Below are 23677 nucleotides of genomic sequence, written 5' to 3'. Positions count from 1 at the left end.
GCGGAAACGCAGCCCCTAAGCCCGGAAAGACACGACGCCGTTGGCCTCACCTGTTCTCCTACGGCAGCGTCGAGCTCTGCGTCTGCCACTGCCGCCTGATCACCTTGATCAGTGTCCAGACCTGGCAGGACAGCATCGACCTCCCGCACTCCGAGTCCAAGACTGTCGTCTCCTGCCCGGGGCATCTGACCCGCCGGCAGGTCACGTCAGCCCTCGAAGCGATCGGATGCCACTGGCAGCCAGTCACTCGGCACCAACCGCCGGGACAGATCGCGCTTCAGGCCGAACCGACCGGGGCGACCTTCACCTTCCGCACTGCGGACATCCCTGAGCCGCTATTGGCGAACGTCGGAATCTGGACCAGCACACACAGCTGCATGCCCCCGGCCCTCGATGCCCCAGACGATGGATTCGGAGCAGAGCCGGTCGGCTGAAAACGGGACAGCGGTGCCGGGGTCTTGGCCAACTACAGAGTCATGGCACAGCCGTTGTGCCTGGACTCGGTAGATGGCCAAAGGTGACAGCACAGTTGGCCAACCCCCGCAGTCAGTCACTTTCGCTGCTTACTGCGTCCAGGACCGGGCTGCGCCGCGTTGACATAGGAAGGCGTCAGAGTCCTTGTGGGTGCTTGGACAGCCAGTCGCTGTGGTGTTCGCGCATGGCGTCCCGGCTGGCGTTGTTCGCGAGGATCACGTCTGCGCCGCCGTCGTAGGGGTGGTAGAGCTGATCGAGGTTTGCGTCGGTGATGATCACGCCCGCTGATACGTCGTCTGCGACCGAGCGAAGCAGCGGGTCAAGGCACGTGGGCTGCCATCGGATGCGGCTGATGTAAGAGTGCCGGTAGAGCCGGTACTCCGGATCGGGCTCGTTGGTGAGAGAGGATGTCCACAGCTCGCTGCCGGGGTGGAGTCGGAGCTGGTCGTCTGACCGTACTGCGGGATCGCCCGGATAGGACCACCCGTTGGTGATCACGCAGACGTCCTGCCCCGTGAACAGTTCGTCCAGCACCGTGTTGTGGCGCTCCAGGATGACCCTGTACTCGGCCTCGTCCTGTGGGTAGCGCATTGAGCCTGGCAGGCTGTGGAACCGGACCCAGCGCTCAGCGTGCTTTGCACGGAGCTCGTGCGCGTCGGGTGGCTTCGTCTGCCACCTCTCCTCCCACCGCGCCAGTAGGTCGCTGAACAACTCGCCGTCCTCGCTCATTCGTCGGTCTTCACGTCGCTGGCCGTGCAGGACATACGGTTGTCCATGGGTGCCCGATCGAGCACTTCGATGACCATGATCCGGCCGTCCAGGACGTCCAGGTTCAGCATGCCTTCCGCGGGCATGAGCGGCACGCACCGATGTCCTGGGCCGTAGGGCTGTCCTTGCGGGTGATCCCCTGTTCGGATGCTCTGGCAGAAGTCGTCAGAACATCCGCATTTTCCGACCAGGCGGACATCCCGCACGCTGATGGCCAGCCAACGTTCTCCTTCCGCTTCCAGGAGAGCGGTCAGCTCGGCAACGAGGTCGGGGAAGACGTCGCGAACGAGGGGTTGGTTCTGCTCCATAGCGGGAGGGTGGCACGGCCTGACCTCGTCTGACAATCGGTTTGGGGGGCCTTCGGGCCCAGCGCACTTGCAGTCAGCCAAAGAAGACAGGGTAGTTGGCCAAGGCGGACGAGGACGGTGATTCTGGACATAGTTCCCTTGATGTGCTGAACCGGGGCACGGGGCATCGTCCCAGCCGTTTCCGAGGGGCTGTCATGGAGTCATGAGCCTTCACGGTCAGGTCGGCTGTGGTCTTTGGTCGTCGTCGTGCGCCGTCGGCGACGTCTGTGATGTGTTCCGGCTGGACGATGCGGACGTCGACGTGCTCGACATGTGTGAGGGCTGGGCCGGTCGCTGGACAGCAACGTGGAGCTTCGACAGGTGCGAGGTGTCCTGCCCGATCCGGGAGATCAGCGGCATCCCTATGCGTGGGGCTGAGCCGGTGAGGCACTTCAGCTGGCATCCCCGGCAGCACCATCGTCCCGGGCTGGAGGTCCTGGCCAGCACGGGTCGGCTGCACGGGTTCGAGAGTCTGGAGGAGCGCAACTTCCTGCGGGTTCTGGACTTCGCCGGCGGGATCGGAGATGTGCTGTCGCAGCCCTTCCGGATCAGGTTCGCGACGGTCGGGGGCCGATGGCTGCACCACATCCCCGACTACCTGGTCGCCGTGCCGGATGGGCGCTGACTGATCGATGTCCGGCCCCGTGCCTTGGTGAAAGACAAGGACCGTGCGTACTTTGCCGCTGCTGAACAGGTGGTGCGGGCAGCAGGGTGGCGATACAGCGTCGTCGCGGGTTGGCGGCCTCATCTGCTGCCGACGCTGGAGGCGATCCGGGCCGAATGGCGGCCGATGCCCATTGTCTTGAGCTTCAGGAGGAGATGCTCGGCCGCCTGGAGCGCGGCAGCGCGAGGTTCGGCGACCTGGTGGGGGCGACGGCGATGCCGGTGGTGGCTCGCGCGCATGCCCTGCATCTGCTGCGGTGGCGGCGGATCGGCTTCGACCTGGCGTCGCCATTGCGGGATTCCTCCGTGGTCGCGCTGGCGATCAGGCCGCCATGGTGAGCGCTACCGGCGGCCACTTGGAGTTGACGGCCGGAACGGCTCTGGAACTGGGCGGCGACAGGTGGGTGGTCCGTGAGCTGTTGCCGGGCAGCGGGGCCGTCGTGCTCAGCAGGCCGGACGGCGAGGTCCGGCAGTGGCCGCTCGGTCGGTTGCTCACCCGGCTTCGGGCGGAGGGAAAGCGCGGCAGGAATCAGCAGTCTCCGCAGTTGACGGACTTGTCGGACGATCAGGTCGAGCGTCTGCGTCTGCGGGTCGCCCATGCGCTGGAGGCCGACTGCGGGTTCCGCAGCGGGGATCCGCAGTGCCCCGAGCCGGGGGAACCGCAGCCTCAGTACGACCCGGCGACCTCGACCAAGCAGCAGCGGTTGCGCTGCAAGGCGGCTGAGTTGAAGGCGCTCAATCCCCGGGAGGCCAGGCGGCTGGGCCTGGAGGGCGTCAGCGAGCGGACGCTTCGACGTCTTGCCGATGCCTACTGGGAAAGCGGCGGCGTCCAGGGCTGTATCGATGGCCGCTGGCTGCGGATGTCTCCGGGCCGGCCATCGGTGACGGATCAGATCGCTGAGGCGATCGAGGCGGTGCACCAGGAGTGTCTGCACCGGTCGCGGGTGAGCATGCGGACCCGGGAGACGCCGATCAACCAGTACGTCCGGGAGATGTTCGGCGAGGACGTCAAGGTGCCGCACTACAAGACCTTGTCGCGGGTCTGGCGCGAGTGGTTCGGGCCGGGCGGGACGCGGCCGCGCTACCAACGTTCAGCTGCCGCGATGGATCACGGGGCCTCGCCGGTCGTGATCCAGCGTCCGGGCCAGGTCGTGGCCTTGGACACCACACCGTTGCCGGTCCTGCTTCGCGGTCACGCCTTCGCGGATGCGCTGGTCGCCCACCTGACCGTCGCTTGTGCACGGTTGGTCATTGACCATAGGTCTGTCCAACTCGTCGCATGACACGGTGAAGGGGATCGCTCTCCGGTGGCAGGGCCCTCGCCTTCCGGGTCGGGCGCTCGGAGATTGCTTGGTCCGTACGGAGTGCATCGTGGCTCGGACGGCCAGTACCGAAGGCGGACAGTAGAGCGAGGCGGACATCCCGGAGATCCCCTCCTGGCCCCTCATCGGCTCGCTGCCTGACCGTGGGCGGCCTGCAGCTGATTGTGTGTCAGTGGTGAGTGACATTCTGAGGTCGTGCCGTACCGAGACCACTCTTACGAGTTCAAGATCGAAGTCCTTGACGCCTACGATGCTGCTGCGCCCGGCACGAAGAAGGACGTGCTGGAGCAGTACAGCCTCTATGCCACAACGGTGAATAGGTGGCGAAAGGCGCGAGAGCGCGGAGAGCTTCAACCGCCGACACCCAGGGAGCCGATCCGTTGTGTAGCGGTCGGCGGACGATGCCTTCGGGAGGCAGACGAGTACAGGACCCTCAAGCTCTGTCGCCGTCACTACTACCAGCTCTGGCGTAACGGGATGGCGGGCTGCTCCCGATGCGGCGCGTACACAGAGCCGAACCGTCGCGAATGCGATACCTGCATGGGGCTGGAGTTCAATACCTACGGATTCGACTTGATCGGCACCTACGTAAACACGCATACGCCGGTCGCTGTTAAGTGCCGAGAATGCGAGAAGCCGTCCCCGATCCGCATGCACAATCTGCGCGAAGCACAGAAGCGCGGCACCAGAGGATGCTCCAACTGCCTCAGACTGACCGACGACCAGGTTTGCGAGATCCTCGCTCAAGCTGGCCTCCGCAAGGTCGGACCATTCGTCACCACGAAAGTGCCGGTCGACTGCATCTGCACCCGGTGCAATCTGCCATACCATGCACGAGTCGGCCATATCAGCCACCGCCTGCAACGCGGTCTTCGGGTCTGGGCTGCCAGCCGTGCGCACTGCAGGCAATCCGAGTGGTCGAGCTGACTGAGCCCGGATCCACCGCGCTGCTTCCGAGGTGACCGTTTCGGGGTTCGGGTGGCAGTGACCGCTCGGAGGGCGTGCGGCATCCGCTGGTTGGTCCCAGCTCTTCCACAGGTTCTCCGGTCGGGCCCTCGCGGGCGGGGTGGGTGGGTTCGGTCAGCGGGTCGGCGGTGCGTGGGCGGCGTCGAAGAACGCGGTGAAGGCGTCGCGCCAGTGCCACCGGGTTGGCAGACGCATCGTCAGGCGCGGTGCCGAGCGGGCGATCCGGGCAGGGACGTTGACCAGATGGGCACGGAGGGTGGCGGTGGTGGCCCTGGCGTGGAAGGTGCCGGCCAGGCAGCCGGCGGCCCGCAGCAGGTTGAAGGCGATCGCCCACAGGGTCAGCCAGGCGGCGTTGGCCTGGAAATTCCCGGACGGCAGATGGGCCAGCGGGCCGGACTTGCCGTCCGCGATCACTCCCCCAGAGGGGGCACCCCCAGCTCGACGACCGCGTGCTGCCGGTGCTGCAGCTCCGCCTGCAGCATGGTGAACGGGCTGTCGGTGAAGACCGGGTGGTAGCGCCAGGACTTGAACAACTCGCCCCTGCCCGGCGGCGGCTTCCGCGTTCAGGCGGCGGACGCGGCGCACGATGAGGCGGGCGGTGACGTGCTCGGCCTTCCTGCGGCCGGTGAAGGCGGTGTAGCCGATCTCGGCGACCTCGGCGTCGGAGACCAGCTCGCCCGTGTCCGGGTCGGCGAACGCCTGGGGGTAGTGGATCGGGGTCCAGGCGTCCTCGGCGATGGTGGTGATGGCGGCGTCGACGTGCGGGTTCATCCGCACCGTCAGCGAGAAGCGGGCGTCCGCGCGGCGGCAGGCGGCCACGACGTCGGCGTTGTAGAACTGGCTGTCGGCGCGCACGATGCGCACCCCGGTGCAGCCTGCGTCGGCCGCGACGGCGAGGGCTTCGGCGGTGAAGGAGCCGGCCCCGCGGGCGTCGGCGGCCTTGCCCCGCCGTAGAGGCACCGCACCGATCACGGGCCGGGCGAGCGGGGTGGAGACGGTGGCCAGAATCGGGTGCAGGGTGCGCACGCCGTTGAAGCGGCCGATCTCGGCGCCCTGCTTGGTGCGGCCGTAGACCCGCCGGTGAGTGGGATCGATATCGACGAACGCCACCTGGTCGGCGCCCGGCAACAGCGGCGTCGAGCGGGTCAGGTTGGCGAGGAACTCCCGGTGCACGCGGTGTAGTTGTCGGTTGTGTCCGTGGGTGAACGAGCGCAGGAACGTGCCCAGTGTCGAGGGCGCGCGCACACCGGTGAAGAGCTTGTCCATCGCACCGTGCCGCAGCCGATCCACATCGTCGATGCTGTCCGCGCCCGCGCACATAGCCGCCACCAGCGTCATCGCCTTCGCGCCCGCGTTGGCCCCGCCGCTGTTGCCGGCGCCGTCGATGCGCAGACGCTCCGCGACCATCCTCGGCAGGCCGATCCGCTCGGCCAGGCGGACCAGCGGCACCACTCCGGCATCCGCGACCAGGTTCGACTCGTCGAAGGCAGCGCGGACCGCCGCGACGGCATGGGAAGATTGCATCTCGCGGATGTTCTCTCGATCTGTGGACTTGGAACTGTAGGAAGAACCATCATCCCAGGTCAGAGGGCATCCGCGTCCTCATGTCCAGGCCATGGACCGGCTATTGACCGGTGGATCCGGGCTGAGACTTGGTTGGCCGCCCTGCCTCGCCTTTGGCTGCTCCTGATTGCCGCCGGGCGGGGAGCCCCATCGGTGGCGTGACGGGTCGGGTGTGACGGAACTGGACCTGGCTCCCGCTCCTGGTCTGGTTCTGTGCCGTGACCTCACCGCGTTTCGAGCGCTTAAATCGGCTCCTGGTTGACCAATCTGAGTTGGTGCCGAGCGGTGCCCGGGGCTCGGTCTGACTGTCCGGGGTACCGCGGGCGTTCGGGTTTTGGTGACGGTGTGTGGTCAGCCGTCCGGTCAGCCGGGGCTCGGCGGCCCGGCGCCGTTGCGGGGTACTCCGACGAATTGACGGCCGGTCGGGAATTCCCCTAGGTTTCCTTTCTGGTTTCTCTCGGATTCAGCAAGGGATTACCGCCGCTTGGGCCCTTCGGCGGGCGTGAATTCATGCGGGGAGTTCGCCGGGGGATCCGGCCGGGGTGCGGTGCGGGCGCCGGGGGATCCGAGGGCCGGCGCGCGGCCGCGACCGGTTCGCCGCCGTCCGGGACGGCGGCCAGGTCGGCTGCTCCCAGGGTGGCGGAGTGGGACGGCCAGGAGCCGCCGGTTCTGCCCCGCTGCGCCCGCCGCCCGCCGCCCATCGTGCCCGGCCGCCGGCCTGCTGCCCGTCGTCTCGGGCGGCCCGGCCGCTGCCTGCCGTGCCCGCCCCCTTACCCGCCCGCCGGGCGCGGTGTCGCCCTGACGGGCCGGTCCGCGACAGGCCGCGCGACAGGGGGGCCGCGGTGCCCCTCGGGCGGCCGGGCTGCTCCCCGCCCGCCAGTGGCCGGCCCCGGTCCCGTGCCCGGCCCCGTCCGGGGTTCGGCGGCGGCTCGTGGTCCCCGGCCGCGCCCGGTGGGCCGAGCTACGGCCGGTACTCCGTGCAGGCGCTACCGCGCGAGCTGTGTGACACATCCTGCGATCGCGCTCACCGCACCGAGCACAGCGATCAACACCTGCACTCGGTCTGGATCCAGCTGCCTACGGCGGCCTGGCCCCTGCTTTCCCATCGCCACTTCCTTCCTGAACGGCCCTGCTGGCACTACGCCGGGCCCTCACATCGCCGCGACGCGTCACAGGTACCTCACACCCCGTTCCCAGGGGCCGTCGATCGGGCGGACCCTGGCGAACCGTGGCAAATGTTCGCCTGGCACATGTGAGCGTGGCCTTCTGACCTGGGCTTTTGCAGTTCCCTGGCTTTGTCGCAGTCACCTGTCATGCGCAGCCATATTGCGGGTCTGACCTGGTGTTATGTGGCTGGCAGGAGCACCTGGGAGCTATTGCGCCTGCGGGTGCCGTTGTCTGTTCGGTGTTCGTCCGGTCGTGCTGTCTGGCTGGTTGGGTCTGGTGGCAGGGGGAGGCCCCCGTCAGCGGCCGGACCGCCCCGCTCTCCGGCGGGCACCCTGTCGCGTGCCCTGTCGCGCCGGGGGTGGTGTCGCGTGGGGTGACGTGGGCGCCTGGGCCGGTTCCCCTGTGGCTGGCCGGTCCGCGACAGGCCGTGCGACAGGGGGCCGCGGTGCCCCTTGGGCGGCCGGGTTCCTCCCTGCCCGCCAGTGGCCGGCCCAGGCCCCGTGCCCCGGCTCCTCGACCCCCGGCCGCTGTGGCCGTGCCCGGTGGAACCCGCCCGAGCCGCTGCGCCCTGGCGCCGCTGCGCCTGGCCGTCGTCCTGGGTGCGGCGGCCGGCTCGCCCCGGGCTGGGACGGTGCTGTCCCAGCTCTGTCCCACCGATGTCCCAGTACGCCGGGTATGTCCGTTTCGCTGAGGCGGTCTCAGGCTGTATCCGCAGGTGGGAGTGTTTTCCGTCCGGGCCTGAGACAGGGTTGGGACACGGCCTCGCGGCGGCTGCCGACCTTTGACAGGCGACCTTGGCCGATCGCCACGTGAGTTTGACCGTCCGGCCCGCCCACGAATGACTGCACAGCGTTACAACTTGCATGCTTAGCGTCATGATGGCTGGGTGTGCTCGAACCCGGCACTCCCGTCGCCTTGATGAAGGGCTTCTCCATGGCAACCGCTCGTTTCGCGTTTCAGACGCCGCCCGGCCACGGCAAGGAGTTCATCTTCGAACTGACCAATGACGCCCTGATCGCCCACGCTCGCAAGGTCCTGAGCGGTGAGGAGACCATCAAGACCCACGTCCAGGGCAGGATCGTGAAGAAGAAGGCGTCCTACAACCAGGACTTCAGCTTCTACCTCGACCCGGCCACCATCAGCTTCTTCGACGTGGCGAGCGAGTTCTGTGACTCCGGCGCGGAGTACGCCGAGGACCACTTCGATGAGATCGCCGGACCGTTCCTTCCCGGCGGCCACTGGTGCCCGTGGGCGTCAGGGCTGACCCGCGAGGTCAAAGCCTGACCCAAGGGCGGCGAAGCCCCCGGCGCTGCAGGAGGAGCGCCCGGGGCTTCGCCGTGCCCCAAGAGTCAGAAATCTGCGGCCCTCGGAGCCGGTCAAACTCACCTGTCCATCGGTCAAGGTCGCCTGTCAAAGGTCAGCCGCCGTCCGCCGGCGCCCCGGGCCGCCGGCCCGCCGGGTCCCGCCCGCCCGCCGGCCCACCTGTCGGCCCGCCCGCTGCCCCTGGTCGCCCTGGTCGCCCTGGTCGTGCTGGTCGTGCTGGTGGTGGGTCGCGGCCGGCCCGGGCGGGTGTGGCCGTGGCCACCGTGGGCTGGTGGTTGTCGTCCCCGCCTTGCTGCCGTCCTCGGTGAGCAGGTCGAGCGGGCGCACCGGATACTTCCGCCATGAACAACACCCACCAGCACGTGGTGCTCCGGCAGGTGCCCTTCCCCTTCCCCGACGGGCGGTTTCCGCATGATTGTGACGTGTCGCCATATTGGTTGTGGGTCGTGGCTGTGATGTGGGGTGTTGTGGTTGGAGTGGGGACATGGTCAGGGTGTGACGGGGCGTTGCCTCACGGTTCCTTGATTGTTTCTGTTGGGTGTGACTGTTGTCCGGGGTTCTGGTCTGCGGGTATCGGTGACATCTCGGGAATCGGTGGTTGTCTGAGGTGTTCCGGGGCTGGTCGCTGGTCTACCGGTAGCCCGTTAGGTGCCGGGGTGCCGGGCTTCAGCTGGTGCGGGTGTGGTGGATCCAGGTCCACAGGAGGTCGCCGGGTGGGGGTGCGAGGCGTTCCAGGTGGAGTTGGTGGGCGGTGTGGCGTAGGAACGCGGTGATGGCGGGGTGGGCTTGGGGTGCGGGTCCTTGTCGTGGCTGCTTGGGCAGGTGGGTGGTGGCGAGTGTGCGGGCGAGGGTGATGGTTTCGGGGTAGGTGACGAGCTCGCGCGCGTACAGGGCCCAGGACATGGTGGCCGGTGTGGCGTGGGGGTTGGTGTCGGCGAGGTGGTGGAGCCGGCGTTGCCAGCGGGTGGCGAGGTGGGTCTGCTGGTCGTACCAGCGGGTGGTGATGGCGCCGGCCCAGCTGAGCGCTGGAGCGGCGCCCGGGTGACGGGTCAGGCGCTGGTGGTGGCGCTGAGCCTGGTGGAGTTCGGGCAGCGCGGCGGTGGTCAGGCTGGTGTCGTCATCCAGGCTCCAGTGGTGGTGGCGCGGGCACAGCGCCTGGTGCGGGGGCGGGTGGACGTGGGCCCGGTCGGTGGCTCCCCGGGTGTGGCGCAGGGTGCAGGCCGGGCATGCCCGCACGGGCTGTTCGCCGCTCTCCCGTGGCTGCCAGGCGGCAGTGGCAACCGCGCCGGGATCTGACGTCTCGTGAGGCATGATGCCGCCTTCGGGGGAGCGGGGCGGTGCCGCGGGATCGCGGGCCAGGTTCGGTAGGGCCCGGGAGAGGTCGCCGGGCCGGGTGCGGGCGAGGGTGGCCAGGCGCTGCCGGGCCTCGGCGTCGAGGTGGAGCTCCGCGGTGGCGGTACCTCCGCCAGCGGTGTGGGCGCGGGTGGTGGTGATGCCGAGGGCGTCCAGGAGGTCGGCGGTGGTGCTCTGGTAGGCGTGGGCGAGACGGTTCAGGTAGGAGGCGGTGGCCTCATGCGGTATCGGCCTCACCCGCAGCGCCCCGGCCGCCGGCACGTGGAACCCGCTGCTCGGCCCCGACACGAACACCGGGCCTTCTCCCGATTGGGAGGCTGTCTCTGCCGGTCGGGAGTCCGCGGCCGCGGCGGGTTCACGAACTCCAAGCGTTCCTGGCCGGGGGTCTGCGGCTGCGGTGCGGTCGGGGCGTGCGGGCGCGGCCTCACAGGCCAGGAGCTCCGTGCCTGGCCAAGGCGGTGTGCCGGCGATGGCGCCGGTCGTGCGACGGACGCTCATGAGGCCGTGCGGGCGGGCCGACCGGCGCCGGGTGCCTTGCGGCCGGGGGAACGGGGCCGGTAGTGCTCTTCGGCGAGGTGGTCCAGGGCGATGGCATCCAGAGCGGAGCGGGTGATCTTCTCGCTTCCGTCGAGGATGGCGGTGATCGCAGCGCGCCGCAGGAGACGGGAGAGGCTGCCGATGCGGCCCGCGGTGCGCTGGTGGAGGTAGGGGGCCAGGCGCACGAGGCTTCCGGCGCGGTGGCGCTGCAGGTCGAGGGCGTTCTCCATCGCGGCGACGGTCTCACGGAACGGCCGGGTGACCACCACGCCACCGCTGCTCGCGCTCCCCGTACCGCTTCCACCACCCGCGTTGGCCCTGCTGCTCCCAATGCTCTCGCTGCTGTTCCCTTCACCGCTCCCGGTGCTGCCGCTCCCGTTAGCGCTCTGGCTGCTCCTGGCGGTGTTGGTGCGTGTGGTGGCGGGCAGGGGGTCGCAGTCGATCAGACCGGCGCGTCCGGCGAGTTGGGCACCGGCGGTGCCGGTGAACAGCGCAGTGGTGGTGACGTCGATGCCCGCGTACACGAACGTCGCCGAGATCCGCTCGGTCAAGTCCTTGAGGAAGTCGGCTGCCTCGGCCCCGGTGCTGGTGCGCGGGTTGAGGCGGTGGATCTCATCGATCAGCACCAGCCGCACGCCGACGGTGTTGTAGGTGTGGCACACGGACGCGGCGATCTGGGCCTGGGTCATGCGGGCGGAGACGGGGATGCCGAGGTAGCGGGCGAACTCCAGCGCGAGGGCTTTGGCGGTGGCCCCGGGCGGCACCAGCAGGTAGGCGACGGGGACCTGGGCCGCCCCAGGGCCGCCTCGGGCCTGCTCGGCCAGGTGGCAGGTGCGGCCGACCTCCAGCAGCGTGGTGGTCTTGCCCGTGGTGGGCGGGCCGGTGACGATCAGCGAGGGCCTGGCGGTGGCCCGCTGGTGGCGCCCCAGCGCCATCAGGGTCCGCACCTCCAGCAGCGTCTTGACGACGGCGGGGGTGCGAACCGTCACGAAGCGGGAGTGGTAGGCCAGGCGCTGCTCCGCGGTGCGCGGCGCATCCCCGGGCCCGGGCGGCACCGGGGGCGGGTCGTCGGCGAAGCGGCGGAACAGCTCCCACGTGGTGGGGGACGCGTCCTGTCCCGGATCCGGGTCGTGAGCGGGATCGTGGGTCACCACAATTCGGCCTCCTTACGGGCGTCGTACAGGGCGAAGGCGGCCCCTGCTTCCTCTTCGGGCCAGGCGCCCTGGCCGTCCAGGTCCTCGCCGTCGTCCTCGTCGGCGCTCATATCGTCCAGGCTGTCCTCGCCCGGCCAACCAGCCCCTGTGGCCTCGCTGCCGGCTTCGCGTGAGCTCTGCGAGGGCACGGTGTGCGGCTGCGCGGGGCCGGCCTGCGCCTCGGTGGGCAGCTTCGGGGCCTGGCCGACGTTGCCGGGCCGACCGGGTTCCGCATGTGCCGACCCTGCAGACCCAGCGTCGGGAGCGGACCGCTGGACCAGGTCGGCGTCGCCGTGCTGCGCGCCGGTGCCCGGGTGTGGCGGCCCGGCGAGCTCGTCACCGGCGGCGGGCCGCCGGATCTGGCCCGGTTCGTCGTGCTGTCCGCCGGGACCAGCGGCCCCGCCGCCGTCGGCGGTCGGCCGGGGGTGAACCTGGCCCTGGGCCATGCCTTGGCCCGGGCCGGGGGTCAGGTCGTGGGGGAGCGAGGTGGGGGCTTGGCGGGCGGTGAGGTGCCGTTCGCGGGCGCTGGCCTGGCCGGTACGGACCTTGAACAGGAGGTCGTCGAGGGCCTGGGCGAGGTCGGCTTCGTGCTGCTCGCGGCTGCCTCGGCGCTCCACGACTGTCTTCAGATGCTGCCACAGGTCGTCGGCCAACGGCTGGTCGATGTACTCGGCGTGGATCCATGGCACGGCGGTGAACTGCCCGTCGGGCAGGCGGACCCAGACCTGGCGCTGGTCGTGCGGGTTGTGGTGGACCTCCCAGCGGCCCCGCTGCGCGGCGATGCCGGAGGGCTGGCCGCGGTGCGGGTTGAGGGCGTGGTGGTCGTAGGTGCGGTGGTCGATGCGGATCCCGCGCTCGGTGATCGGCTTCCAGCACACCGGCAGCAGCTCGACGTAGTCGGCCCTGCTCAGCGGGAGGGGGAGGTGGCCGCAGATGCCGAGCAGCGCGCCCCACATCTCGTTGGGGGACAGCGCGACGGCGGGCATCGACGGGTGGCGCAGTCCCTCGTGGGGCCGGTTCTGCCACTCGGTGGTGATCCACTGGTCCAGGAGGTCCTGCAGCTGCGCCACGGTCCACAGGGCTTCGGTCTCTGCGCGGGGTCCGCGCCGGACGGGGTTGGAGCCGGTGTGGCCGGCGACGTGCTGGCAGAACAGGCTGTTGATGGAGCCGAACGTGCGCTCCACTGGCCCCTTGGCGGCCGGCTGGCGCGGGGGAGCGGGCTGCACGCTGATGCCCAGGGTTTCGGCGGCGGCCAGGAACGCCTCGGAGACGAATACCCGTCCGCGGTCGACGACCACCGTCTCGGGTACGGCCACCGGCCGGGCGGCCATACCCCGCAGACGGTCGTCGGCGTCCACCAGCAGGTCGTACGGGACCGGTGCCCGCGACATCTCCAGGACCTGCGGCCAGGTGGGCCGTACGGGGTGCGGGGTGGCCATCTCGGCCAGCAGCAGGGCTGCGTCCACCGCCTTGGTGGCGGCCGGGCGCAGAACGGTTGCCAGGATCGAGCGGGACGCGACATCCAGGGCGATCGTCAGTTCCGGGCGGCCGGTGGTGCCGTTGTCGAACACCGCGAAGATGTCGAGGCGGGTGGTGTCGAGCATGACCTGCTCGCCGGGCCGCAGCACCCGGGTCGGACGGTAGGGGCGGGCCGGCTTACTGGCGGTGCGGGCCGGGCTCCCGGGCCGCTCGGCGGGGTCGGCCAGGACGGCCGCCAGGCGGTAGAACGTCGCCTGAGCGGGAACCTTGACGACGCCAGGGCCGTGACGCTCCTCCAGCACCTGCGCGGTCAGTTGCCGCAGGCCCTTGACGGTGCCCTTGGACCTGCCGCGCTGGCGCCGCATCGCCTCCAGGACCGCCACCACCACCCGCTCGTCCGTGCGCCCGGTGGGACTGTGGGTGCGGGTGGTGCGGTGGTCGACCAGACCCCACAGACCCTGCTTGCGGTACTCCAGGCGCATACGCTGCACGGTCGTGCGCGCGACACTGCCGAAGCCCAGCGCGGTCAGCTCCTGCGCCTTGGCCAGCTCGCGCTGGGCCAGGGTGCGGGTGGCCGGATCGTACTCCGCCCGCGGCGCCCGCCCGCCGTCTGCCGCCGCGTCCGGCAGCCCCGTCTCCACTTCGCGGATGTGCCGCTGCCAGGCCAGGGCCCGCTCTTGCTCACGCAGCGGCACCGTTGCGAACATCCCCCACTGCGGCACCGGCGCCGCCGCGGCAGCGCCGGCCAGCGCGAAGTCGCCGGCCGCGAACAGGTAGGCCGCCAGCAGCGTCACCGCCGTCCCCTGCTCATCGAGCAACCGCACCTGTTGCCCCTGCAATCCGACGACCTGCCAGGTCCGGCCCTCGAAGACCACGTGAACGCCCACCGCCAGCACCGGCCGGTTTCCCGCAGCGCGGCTCACCGCCCCGCCCCCGCGCCCTCACCCGCGACGGGCCCAGCCCAGGCCAGCCCCGGGCTGACGAGCACTCCGCCGTGCAGGGGACGATCCAGCGGCGCCCGCAACCGGCGGGCCCACAGCGCGTGATAGACCACCGGCAGCACCACCAACGGATTGCCCACCGCCCGCACCCCCTCCACCAACGGCCGCGGATCAGCGAACGCCTCCATCACCGCCGCCTCCACCTCCAGCGCGCCGCGAAAACGCGGATGCCGGTATCCGGCCAGCCACCGCACGTTGCCCACCACCACCGGATCCGGCGCCCGCAGCCGCCGGTACACCCATCCGACCCGCGCACACGCCTCACTCACCGCCGCGGCCGCCCGCTGCGCCGCAACCCCGCCCGCACCAGGAGTGCCCGGGCAGTCGGCCAGCAACCCCGTCCCGTCCGCGTACCGTGCGAACAACTGCGGTACCCACGACCGCACCACACCCCGCTCCTGCGCATCGCGCCACAGCACCCGCACAGGGCGCCCGGCCATGGCGACCACGTGCGGGTCGCGGTCCAGCAGCATCAACTGCACGACCATGGCCGCGGACCCTTGTGCCACATGTCTTCCGGTGGTGGCCGACCACCACCACCCCGGCCCCCACCGCTTGCCCGGAATGACCGGGAACGCCGACACCGGCCCCAACTCCTCGAACAGCACCCGCGCCGCAGCCCGCTCCCACCGCTCCTGCTCAAGACCCCCAGCAACGGCGAAAACCGCCTCGAAGCCCTCCTCGGGCACATCCGGTACAGCCACGCTCATGTCCGCCATGGCGGCCAGTCAAGTACGTGAGAATCCAGCAGATAGGCCGATACAGCCACCAGGGCACCCGTCCGAGCGACGTCCGCACAGAAGCGGCCCACAGAGCCCCACCGCCGTGCTAACGGCGTCGTCACCCGTACTGCTCCTCGAGGTCGTCGCGGTGGTCGTCGATGTCCTGTCGGAGGTCCTCTGCGGGGATGTGCGTCCAGGTGCTGAGCTGGGCGAGGGGGATGCCCGCGCTCTGCGCCGCGCTGGCGATGCCGATGCCGGCCTTGGTCAGGGTGCCGATGGCCCTGTCGAGAGTGTCCAGCAGCTGTTGGGTGGTTGCGGCGAGTGGTGCGGTGTCGTCGAGGTCCAGCTGCGCCAGGAGGCCGGTGGCGTCGCGGAGCCCGTCCTTGATCCAGGTGCGTTCAGGGCGGGGGACGGCGGCACGCCAGCTGATGGTGCCCTCGGCCCGCTGGGTTAGCTTCCGCAGCTGCGCCGCCACGGAGACCGGTTGGTCCTCGCGTTTGACCCACCACGGGTCCAGGAACCGCTCACCGCTCTGGCCGGCGCCACGGCGCCGGCGCACGAGTGCTCCCCACCAGGCGGTGAGCGCGCTGCTGTCGGGGACCGCGCCGACCTCGCCCAGCCACGGGCGCCCGAGCCTGCGGCCGAGCTCCCGGCACAGCGCCCCGTCGGGCGGGAAGGGACGGATCCGCTCGCCGCCGCTGTCGGTCCACACCAGCTCCGCCGCCACCGGGTCCACCAGCGCCCCGGCGACCGCGACGACCTCGGGGAACGTCGCCGCCTCCCGGGCCACCGCCCGCCACCACCAGAACTCGGGCCCCGCATCCCCGCCGGCCAGGAGGTGCAGCCGGGCCGGCCAGATCCGCTCCTGCTCCCACCCCAACGCGAGATCCCACCACTGGCACACCACCGCCCGCGCCACCGCGAACACCGCCGCCGCCTCCACCCCGCCACGCTGCGCCCGGCGGACCACTCCCACCCATTGCCGCTGCGCCTCGGCGATCTCCGGCAGGCCGCGCACATCCAGAAACTCCAGGCCGTGGTCGGCGTCCGCGTCCAGCAGCCACCGGCCGTGCCGCGCGCACACCCGCTCCCAGCGGGGCGCGTACCGCACCACCCGCACTGGCGCCCCGGTCCGCCGCGCCGCGCACGACCGGCATCCGAACGCCGCCGGCCCCACCGCCGCGCCGGCCACCCGCCACACCGCCCGCGGGCCGCCCCCGCCCTCCTGCTCGGCCAGCTTCTCGTCGCCCAGCCCCCATGACGGCAGCGCCCGCCCCAACACCTCCTCCGACACCCCGCACAACCCGGCCAGCGCTCGCCGCCCGGCCGCGTCCAGCAGCACCTCGGCATCCGCCCGCTGCGCACCGCTCTCATGCCGAGGGCGCTGGCCCTTCCACTGCCAGGTCGTCAGCAGGGCCCCTTCGTCGAGGCCGTAGCGGGCAGCGACCCGGTCAAGAAGCGAGAAGGTCGTCTCCCCAGCGAGAGGAGACACACGGAAGATCCCGGAAACCATGACCCCTAGCCTCTCGAAGAGCCGCAAGTCCTGAAGGCAGTTCCTTCCTCTTTCTCTTCTCGCGTCCTGGTGACCAGACCTCTCCCGTCAGCGGGCAGTCCGTGCCGTGCTGCTTCCGATCGGGTGGCGCGACTCAAATGTGCGATTCAAAGTTACTTTCACGCTAGGGTGGGGATGGAAGGGGAGGTGCTGCATGAGTGACGACCTGTTTGCGGCGATCGACGCGCTGCTGGAGCGGCCCAGGCCAGCGGACGACCTGCCGGTGCCCGCCGAGCGGGAGCGCCTGCGCAAGGCCGCCGAGTACACCCAGGAGGACCTGGCGAAGGCGCTGAAGACCCGCCGGGAGACGATCGTGCGATGGGAGGCCGGGACGACCGACCCGCGCCCGCCCAAACGCGAGGTCTACATCGCCTTCCTGGCGACGCTGGCGCTCCAGCACGGCACGGTGGAGCCCACCGAGTGGCTGCACCGCGCCCAGGCCGCCGGCCTCGTGCGAGCCGCCCGCAAAGCCGCGCCCCTTCCGGATACGGCCGAGGCCCCGGCACCGGCCGACACTACGCGGGAGACACCGGCTCCGGTAGCCGTTGCCGCTCCGGCAGCGCCGGTGTCGAAGACGGCCACCGCCCCGGTGTCCGAGCCGCCGGCCCCCACAGCGCAGCTGGTGATGCTGGACCAGAACCCGGACGGCTCGCTGCTGATGGCCGCGCCCGCGCCGTGCGTACAGTGCGGGCAGCCGTCGGTCTACCGTGCGCAGGGCCATCCGATGCACCTGGGCGGGTTCTGCCGCCCCGCCGCCGCCCCTGCCGCCATGCAGCCCGCGCCTGTCGCCGTGCCCGCGGCCCCGGCGGCAGCCCCTGCCGCCGCCGTGGGGGCGCCGGTGGCCGCTCCCCGCCGTACCGCCCCTGCGACCGGCCCGGCCGCTGCGCCCCGCCGTACCGCGTCGTCGCGTCCGGTCGTTTCGTCGCGGGCGCGTAAGGCTCCGGCGAAGACGGCTGCGGCGGCTGAGGGTCCGTCGGACTGGGAGGCGGCTGCGGCGGCGCGGTTCCCGGCAGGTCCGCTCGCGGTGCTCGACGTTGCCCCGGACGGCAAGTCGTTCGTCGCCTACCTCGCCGACGGCACCCAGGCACCCACCGCTCCGGCCGGCCGTACCTTGGCGGCGGTGGTGGAGTGGGCGCTGGAGCAGAGGTTCGGCTCGCCGCGGCTGCACCGGCACGGAAAGGACGGCGACGCCCTCGTCGTCCTCACCGACGCCGCCCTCGCGGAGCTCGGCCTGCCCCCGCTCGGGCGGGACGAGAAGACTGAGTTCGTCCAGCGTCTCGGCCGGCTGCCGAAGACCCACAAGGCCGTCAAGCAGATCGAGAAGGCCGGCTGGCTGCTCACCCAGCGAGGCCTCGGCCCGTGGGCGCGGATCTACCGCACCCCGGAGGACGGCCGCCGCCAGTGCGTGCAGTTGTCCATCCCGGCCTGGGGCGCCCTCGCCTCCGGCGGCTGGACCATCCCCGACGACCTCGGCGCCGCCGACCTGGCCCGCCTGCTCGGCACCTACGCCATCCGGGTCCTCACCCCGCGCGGCTCCACCGCCGTGAGCGGCCTGGAACTGGTCACCGCGCTGCGCCCGCCGACCCGCGCGGTGCGCACCGACACGGGTTGGACGTCAGGCCGGGTGGAGGGCTCCCGCCCGAAGGACGGGTTCGATCCGGCGCCGCCGGAGGTCCCGGACGTCCACCCGCTCGCCCAGGACCGCGAGGAGGGCGGCGAGCTGGTCACCGAGGCGTGGGACTGGCACCGCGAGCCGACCGACGCGGAGAAGGCCGCGCCGTTCGCGGTCGGCCTCGACGTCAACATGGCCTTCCTCGCCGCGGCCGGACGCCTGGTCCTGCCACTGTCGGGGCCGGTCCACGAGCTGAACCCGGCCTTCGACCCCAAGACACCCGGCTCCTGGCTGGTGGACCTGTCCGGCGTAGAGACGAACCCGCTGCTCCCCTCGCCGTTCACCGCCGACGGCTCCCGCCCGACCGGGCCGGCTTGGTACTCCACGGCGAAGGTCGCCTACGCGATGGAGCTCGGCGCCAAGGTCCAGCCCACCGAAGGGTGGCTGCGCCACGAGAGCGGCCCCTACCTCGACCCGTGGCACAAGCGCCTGCGCCAGGCCTACGTCGACACCATGGCCGCCCTCGGCGTCCCGCTCACCCTCGCCGACACCGACCCGCTCGCCTTCCTCGACGCCATGGCCGCCATCAAGCAGGGTGACCCGGCCGAGGTCGCGGTACTGACCGCCATCAAGCAGACCGCCAAGGGCACCATCGGCAAAATGCGCGAACGCCCCCGCGGCCACGGCTACAAGCCCGGCGAGCGCTGGGCCGCCCTCGACCGACCGACCTGGGACCCGCTCATGCGCGCCCTCGTCATCGACACCGCCACCGTCAACCTCCACCGCAAACTCCGCAAAATGGCCGCCGACACCGGCCTCCACACCCTCGCCGTCCTCTCCGACTGCGCCGTCTTCGCCGCCCCCGGCCCCAGCGCCCTCGACATCCTCACCCGCCCCGACCACACCCTCACCACCTCGCTGCGCCTGGGTGTCAGCCCGGGGATGGTCAAGTTCGAGGGCAGCAGGCCGATGAGCGAGATCACCGAGCTGATCGCCGACCAGGCCAACCCGGCCCGGCACATCAAGACCGGCGGCATCGTCTCCGCCGACGAGTAGCCGCACACCGGCCCGCCGGTACCCGTCCGCCCGTACCCAAGCGAAAGCCGCGCCCTGGGGGCGTCAGGAAGGAGCAGTCTGATGGGGGAGATCGACGAGGGCCTGGAGCGCGCGGAGCGCACCCGCCCGATCCCGGTGCACCTGAGCACCCGGGTGAAGTTCCTGTGGGAGAAGGTCGCCAAGGAGGACACCAAGGCCCTGGCCAAGGCCGCCGGCATCTCGGTGCGCACCGCCCAGCGCTGGGCCCGGGCGCTGAAGGAGGGCGAGCAGCCCGTGATGACCAAGGCCAACGAGAAGAAGGTGGAGCAGGTCGTCTGCGCGAAGTGGCAGCCCAAGGTCCGCCGGCGGGTACGCCGCGACGCGGAGAAGAACGGCTTCATGCTCCACATCAGCGGCACCTTCGGCTACAGCGCGGCCGGCGGCTCCACCGACGACCCCCGCTCCCGCACGATCACCCAGAAGATGCCCGGCGACATCGCCAAGAAGCTGTACGCGGCCCGCGACGCCGGAGCGACCCAGGCCCAGCAGGAGCGGATCCTCGCCGAAGGCCTGCGCGAGCACTACTTCAAGGACAACGGCCACCGCGCCCGGGGACTGGACGTCGAGCTGAACGACATCGCCTGGCTGGACGTCGAACTGTAGACCCCCGGCCGCCAGCTACAGGTGACGGCTGCGGTTGTCTCAGGCTGGGCAGCTCGTACCGTGACCGGCGTGGTTGTCGGTGGGTGCTCGTAGGCTGGGTGTCTTGTTGTGAGTGGAGGGTTCTGTGACTTCGCAGCCGCGCCGTACCTACAGCAACGCGACGGTCGCCGGGTTGATGACGCTGGCAGGCGGCGCGTGTTACTGGCCTGATTGCGGTGAGCCGATCCTTCGCATGGTGGGTGGGGAGCCGATGCTCAACCTGGAGATCGCCCACATCCGTGCGCTCGAGAAGGGCGGCTGCCGCTTCGATCCGTCTCGGACAGTCAGGGAACGCAACAGCTTCGTCAACCTGCTCCTGATGTGTAAGCCGCACCACAAGACGATTGACGGTCCTCGGAGTGCCGAGTACCCGGTGGAACTGCTGGAGAAGTGGAAGCACGACCGGGAGGCCGAAGGACTGGGTGCGCTGGCAGGCCTGCGGGAGGTTACTGAGGCGAGCCTGCAGGCGATGTTCACGGACGTTCGCGACGACCTCCTCACCCGAATGGATCACGCTGCTGCCACCGGCACCGCGATCCTTGCCCGGCTGGATGTACGAACGGACTTCCCGACGGGCTTGTCGACCTTGAGCCCCCGCGCGCGGCAGAGTGCGCAGGATTTGGTGGGCGCATGGCCTGCGATCGAGCAGGCAGTGGGGCTTCTGCACAGCAACCGGGAGAACCGTAGGGCGCTTCTGCGGCAGTGGGCCAGCAGCCTGCCGGGCTGGGCGGAGCAGGCACCTGCAGACGCTTTCGGCTGGCTGGGCCAGCTCGCCTCGGACTACGACGCCCACCAGGCGGCGGCCGTGTTTTTCCGGCGGTGCATCGACGATGGCGGATTTCCACGGGACCAGTGGGTCGTGCTGGTTGCGCAGCAGTACATGGCGGACGGAGAAGACCAGGAGGCTCGGGCGTTCCTGGCCGCCAACACCGACCCCGGATCCCCGCCGCTCCTTGCCACGACTGCGCTCTGCGACTCTGACTGGAACGCGGCCTTGAGCCACATCGCGTCATGGCAACCCGATACCGAGACCACCCGCGTACTGAAAGCCGCGGTGGAAGCGACCGCCCTCACAAACACGGGGCAGGACGATGCGGCCCTGGCTTGCCTGCGTGCCGCGGATCCGAACGGCACCTTGTCTGGGGTCCAGCTGACGATCGCCCAGATACTTCTGGGGCGCGCAGACCGCAGACGCGGCGACCAGTGGCTGACGGAGGTTCGGGAGGCTTTTTCGCTCGCGATCAAGGCGCGCGACAGCCGGCGCTCGTGGTTCGGCGACAGCGTGGAGCCCATCGTGGTCGCCGTGCAGGCAGCACAGGCGTGCGGTGACATCGCCACCGCATGGGATCTGATGCAGGAACAGCCCGAGGGTCAGGCCACCGCTCGTGAGGCGCGCGATGTCCGCCTGCTTGAGTACAGGGCTTTGCTGGCAGCGCTCACCGGACGGACGGACGAAGCCAGGCACCTCCAGGGCCAGATCGACAGCCCGTACGTCAAAGCGCAGATCACAGCGCTCACCCTGGAGCGGGAGAGCGGCGACCAGGTGCAGGTTCCGCAGCTCCAGGCTGCCTGGCAGGCTGTATGGGACACGGCTACCACTGAGCAGGGGCAGCTTCACGCCGCGATGGGCTTGGCCGAGTGCGGAGTGGAGCCTGCCGGCCTTCACGACCTCGAAGCGGCCCACCTTGAGCGGGTCGCCGAAATCCGGCTCATCGCCCGGGCGTCGAGGTCCAGCGCCACCGGTGACCTCACCGTCCTTCGCGCCAACGTCACCAAGAGCCCAATCTTCGTGATTCTGCTGGCGCAGCACTACCAGGTCACCGGTGAGCGGGAACAGCGGGCACGTACCCTGCGCTCGGGCGCCCAGCACTGGCGGGACGCCTCCCTGATGGCCATGGCGGCCAAGGCATACCGGCAGGCCGATAGGCCGGGGATGACAAGGGACTGCGCGCGGGACGCGCTGGAGCTGGGCGGCCCCGATTGGCCTTCCCAGAGCAAGAGCGAGATGTACGCGCTCCTGGTCGAGGCGGAGTTCGCAGAAGGCAACCCCGATCGAGCCGCTGCCGCGGCGCGCAGCATGCTCGCACTCAACCCGCATGACCACGACGCCCTGTGGGCACTGGCCCGCTGCCACGTGGCCCGCGGCATGACCGAGGACGCCTGGAACGTACTGGTCGATCAAGGAACGCCCATCGAGCCCCGCACCGAACACGAGGCCCTGCTGTGGGTTGCCCTGGGGGTGAGGTACTCCGACGACGCGAACTTCGTAGGCCAGGCTCTGACGTTGATGCGGCGTTGGCCCGATGACGAGGAGCTTCTCGGCGGCTTCATCACGACACTGCACGCGAGCGCGGCCGGCACCCAGGAGCGCTGGAGCGAGGAGGACGGCGAGCAACTGAGGGAAGCCACCGAGCGCTACCTGGAACGCTTCCCTGGCAGCTCCCAGTTCCGGGCCGTGCAACTGGGCCCTGACAGTGATCCACTGGCCAACCTTGCCGACGATCTGAGGCAGGCATTCGAGAACACCCGAGAGGTCCGGGACAAGGTTGCCAGCGGCGACCTTCCTCTGGGCATCCTGACGTGGGTGGTGGGCCGCACCTACACTGAGGTCAGTCTGCGCCGTGCCGCTGGCTTCGTGTATGCCCGCGACGCCATGGCCGATGCCGCAGGTGCCGAAGCAGTCACTGCGGCCCAGAGCGTACGTGCCGTCATCGATCCGACTGTCGCGCACACTCTGGCGCTGCTGGACCCTCGGCTGGCCGAGATCCTGATCGGATTCCCCGATGGAGTCGTCACCACCGATCAGCTGTTCCAGGACGCGCTGCAGGCGAAGGAGTCACTGGCCCTGCAGTCAGACCTCACGATCGTCTGGGATGCCGAAGGTCAGCATCCGGGCGTTCGTTCCGAGGATGAGGGCGAGCTGGAGTGGTACCGCTCCACTGCAGGCCGCGTGCTCGAGATCCTCAGGTCGACTGCCAGGGTTCCGCATCCGGAACTGCGAAGCTTCCCGCTCCCCGCACACCGCAGAGGGCAGTGGCTCACCGCACTCGACCACGCGAAGGAACACGGGCTGGTCCTGTGGACCGACGACCGAGTGCTGCGCTCCCTTGCACACTCCAGCGAGGTCCCTACGTTCGGAACCCTTGACCTCCTCAACGCGGCGACAGTATCAGGCCAGCTCAGCACCGACGAGGTCCTGCTCGCCAAGGCAGAACTCCTGCGCCACTACTACGCCGACATCGACTTCTCCCATGACCTCTACACCGCAGCCGCCCTCGCGGACGGCTGGCGCGCGAAGGCCGTCGCGGAAGCGCTGTCCCGCCCACAGGCATGGACCGAGCCGCAACCGGTGGCCTCGTTCGTTCTCGGCTGCATCACCCACATCAGTGAGCAATACCCGCAGGACATTGCCCAATGGCTGGCCAAGGCATCCAACGGCCTGGCGAAGGCGTCGGCACCTGGGGCTGTCAACCAGAACCTCAAGGTGCTGGCCTGGCACACCCTGACGCAGCCATGGGTCACCGCTTCTTCGCTTCCGTTCGCCCTTGCTGGGCTCCGCCACGGGATCGCCGCTCGCGATGACGTGGGGACGCCGCTGGAAGACGCGCTCACCCAGTTCTACGCTGCGCTGGTCGCCGAACTGGGCCACAAGCTGGCGGCCAGTTGGCTCATGAGGCTATTCGACCTCGCTCCCGACACTGAGAAGACCATCGCCGCCCGTGTTGTGCTGACACACCAAGGAAGCTGAAGGGCCTCGCGAGCTCAAGGTGAGGTTCCGTCAGCTCTGGGTCGGCCTCGACGCCGACCGCTGACAGCAGGTCCTGCTGGTCCTCCTCCAGGCCAGGCCAGCCGGCCCGCTGCGCGGAGCACCGACTCCTGATCGAGCGGATCCTGTTCT

General features: G+C 70.3%; 16 protein-coding genes. 8 read left to right on the top strand and 8 right to left on the bottom strand.

Going from position 1 to position 23677, the window contains the following annotated elements; genetic code table 11:
* Positions 1-609: 609 nt before the first annotated feature.
* Positions 610-1203 carry a hypothetical protein gene (locus tag OG823_RS00225; protein WP_371476407.1) on the bottom strand — a complete coding sequence of 198 codons (594 nt, stop codon included), beginning with the start codon at positions 1201-1203 and terminating at the stop codon, positions 610-612.
* Positions 1200-1550: a hypothetical protein gene (locus OG823_RS00220; RefSeq protein ID WP_371476406.1), complete on the bottom strand. Its 351-nt coding sequence runs from the start codon at positions 1548-1550 to the stop codon at positions 1200-1202. The genes OG823_RS00225 and OG823_RS00220 overlap by 4 nt, the downstream gene beginning before the upstream one ends.
* A gap of 202 nt (positions 1551-1752) precedes the next feature.
* On the opposite strand from OG823_RS00220, the gene OG823_RS00215 reads away from it, so the two are divergent.
* From OG823_RS00215 to OG823_RS00200, 4 genes are all read left to right on the top strand, one after another.
* Positions 1753-2214 carry a hypothetical protein gene (locus tag OG823_RS00215; RefSeq protein ID WP_371476405.1) on the top strand — a complete coding sequence of 154 codons (462 nt, stop codon included), beginning with the start codon at positions 1753-1755 and terminating at the stop codon, positions 2212-2214.
* A gap of 155 nt (positions 2215-2369) precedes the next feature.
* The gene (locus OG823_RS00210; RefSeq protein ID WP_371476404.1) at positions 2370-2591 is read left to right on the top strand and encodes a hypothetical protein; all 222 of its coding nucleotides are present in this window, start codon (positions 2370-2372) and stop codon (positions 2589-2591) included.
* Positions 2585-3535: a hypothetical protein gene (locus tag OG823_RS00205; RefSeq protein ID WP_371476402.1), complete on the top strand. Its 951-nt coding sequence runs from the start codon at positions 2585-2587 to the stop codon at positions 3533-3535. Before OG823_RS00210 ends, OG823_RS00205 begins: the two co-directional genes overlap by 7 nt.
* A gap of 234 nt (positions 3536-3769) precedes the next feature.
* Complete coding sequence (locus OG823_RS00200; protein ID WP_371476401.1) at positions 3770-4501, top strand: hypothetical protein; 732 nt, start codon at positions 3770-3772, stop codon at positions 4499-4501.
* Between the two features lie 153 nt (positions 4502-4654).
* Here OG823_RS00200 and OG823_RS00195 read toward each other — a convergent pair whose 3' ends face one another.
* On the bottom strand, positions 4655-6064 hold the full coding sequence (locus tag OG823_RS00195; protein ID WP_371476400.1) for an IS1380 family transposase: 1410 nt from the start codon (positions 6062-6064) through the stop codon (positions 4655-4657).
* A gap of 2139 nt (positions 6065-8203) precedes the next feature.
* On the opposite strand from OG823_RS00195, the gene OG823_RS00190 reads away from it, so the two are divergent.
* On the top strand, positions 8204-8554 hold the full coding sequence (locus OG823_RS00190; RefSeq protein ID WP_371476398.1) for a calmodulin: 351 nt from the start codon (positions 8204-8206) through the stop codon (positions 8552-8554).
* A gap of 705 nt (positions 8555-9259) precedes the next feature.
* Here the strand turns inward: OG823_RS00190 and OG823_RS00185 are convergent.
* The 5 genes from OG823_RS00185 to OG823_RS00165 all read right to left on the bottom strand — a co-directional run bounded on the left by OG823_RS00185 (position 9260) and on the right by OG823_RS00165 (position 16370).
* Positions 9260-10240 carry a TniQ family protein gene (locus tag OG823_RS00185; RefSeq protein ID WP_371476396.1) on the bottom strand — a complete coding sequence of 327 codons (981 nt, stop codon included), beginning with the start codon at positions 10238-10240 and terminating at the stop codon, positions 9260-9262.
* Positions 10241-10440: 200 nt separating this feature from the next.
* Positions 10441-11634, bottom strand: a complete 1194-nt coding sequence (locus tag OG823_RS00180; RefSeq protein WP_371476395.1) for a TniB family NTP-binding protein — start codon at positions 11632-11634, stop codon at positions 10441-10443.
* A complete protein-coding gene (locus tag OG823_RS00175; protein ID WP_371476393.1) occupies positions 11631-14078 on the bottom strand; it encodes a transposase in 2448 nt (815 codons plus the stop codon). Before OG823_RS00175 ends, OG823_RS00180 begins: the two co-directional genes overlap by 4 nt.
* The gene (locus OG823_RS00170) at positions 14075-14875 is read right to left on the bottom strand and encodes a TnsA-like heteromeric transposase endonuclease subunit (RefSeq protein ID WP_371476392.1); all 801 of its coding nucleotides are present in this window, start codon (positions 14873-14875) and stop codon (positions 14075-14077) included. Before OG823_RS00170 ends, OG823_RS00175 begins: the two co-directional genes overlap by 4 nt.
* Before the next feature lie 121 nt (positions 14876-14996).
* Complete coding sequence (locus tag OG823_RS00165) at positions 14997-16370, bottom strand: DNA-binding protein (RefSeq protein ID WP_371476390.1); 1374 nt, start codon at positions 16368-16370, stop codon at positions 14997-14999.
* Positions 16371-16584: 214 nt separating this feature from the next.
* On the opposite strand from OG823_RS00165, the gene OG823_RS00160 reads away from it, so the two are divergent.
* The 3 genes from OG823_RS00160 to OG823_RS00150 all read left to right on the top strand — a co-directional run bounded on the left by OG823_RS00160 (position 16585) and on the right by OG823_RS00150 (position 23527).
* Positions 16585-19098 (top strand): helix-turn-helix transcriptional regulator, encoded by a 2514-nt coding sequence (locus tag OG823_RS00160; RefSeq protein WP_371476389.1) that lies wholly within the window; start codon positions 16585-16587, stop codon positions 19096-19098.
* Between the two features lie 81 nt (positions 19099-19179).
* Positions 19180-19740: an XRE family transcriptional regulator gene (locus OG823_RS00155; protein WP_371476387.1), complete on the top strand. Its 561-nt coding sequence runs from the start codon at positions 19180-19182 to the stop codon at positions 19738-19740.
* A 124-nt stretch (positions 19741-19864) separates the two neighbouring features.
* Positions 19865-23527 carry a tetratricopeptide repeat protein gene (locus OG823_RS00150; RefSeq protein WP_371476385.1) on the top strand — a complete coding sequence of 1221 codons (3663 nt, stop codon included), beginning with the start codon at positions 19865-19867 and terminating at the stop codon, positions 23525-23527.
* The last annotated feature ends 150 nt before the right edge of the window (positions 23528-23677 follow it).

The organism is Kitasatospora sp. NBC_00315, from assembly GCF_041435095.1.
Taxonomy (GTDB): domain Bacteria; phylum Actinomycetota; class Actinomycetes; order Streptomycetales; family Streptomycetaceae; genus Kitasatospora.
This window is presented reverse-complemented; position numbering and strand designations above follow the sequence as displayed.

What these genes read in the sequence shown, in the direction of transcription:
- OG823_RS00225 (WP_371476407.1), bottom strand. Translation starts at nt 1,203, where the DNA reads ATGAGCGAGGACGGCGAGTTGTTCAGCGACCTACTGGCGCGGTGGGAG.
- OG823_RS00220 (WP_371476406.1), bottom strand. Translation starts at nt 1,550, where the DNA reads ATGGAGCAGAACCAACCCCTCGTTCGCGACGTCTTCCCCGACCTCGTT.
- OG823_RS00215 (WP_371476405.1), top strand. Translation starts at nt 1,753, where the DNA reads ATGAGCCTTCACGGTCAGGTCGGCTGTGGTCTTTGGTCGTCGTCGTGC.
- OG823_RS00210 (WP_371476404.1), top strand. Translation starts at nt 2,370, where the DNA reads ATGGCGGCCGATGCCCATTGTCTTGAGCTTCAGGAGGAGATGCTCGGC.
- OG823_RS00205 (WP_371476402.1), top strand. Translation starts at nt 2,585, where the DNA reads ATGGTGAGCGCTACCGGCGGCCACTTGGAGTTGACGGCCGGAACGGCT.
- OG823_RS00195 (WP_371476400.1), bottom strand. Translation starts at nt 6,064, where the DNA reads ATGCAATCTTCCCATGCCGTCGCGGCGGTCCGCGCTGCCTTCGACGAG.
- OG823_RS00190 (WP_371476398.1), top strand. Translation starts at nt 8,204, where the DNA reads ATGGCAACCGCTCGTTTCGCGTTTCAGACGCCGCCCGGCCACGGCAAG.
- OG823_RS00170 (WP_371476392.1), bottom strand. Translation starts at nt 14,875, where the DNA reads ATGGCGGACATGAGCGTGGCTGTACCGGATGTGCCCGAGGAGGGCTTC.
- OG823_RS00160 (WP_371476389.1), top strand. Translation starts at nt 16,585, where the DNA reads ATGAGTGACGACCTGTTTGCGGCGATCGACGCGCTGCTGGAGCGGCCC.
- OG823_RS00155 (WP_371476387.1), top strand. Translation starts at nt 19,180, where the DNA reads ATGGGGGAGATCGACGAGGGCCTGGAGCGCGCGGAGCGCACCCGCCCG.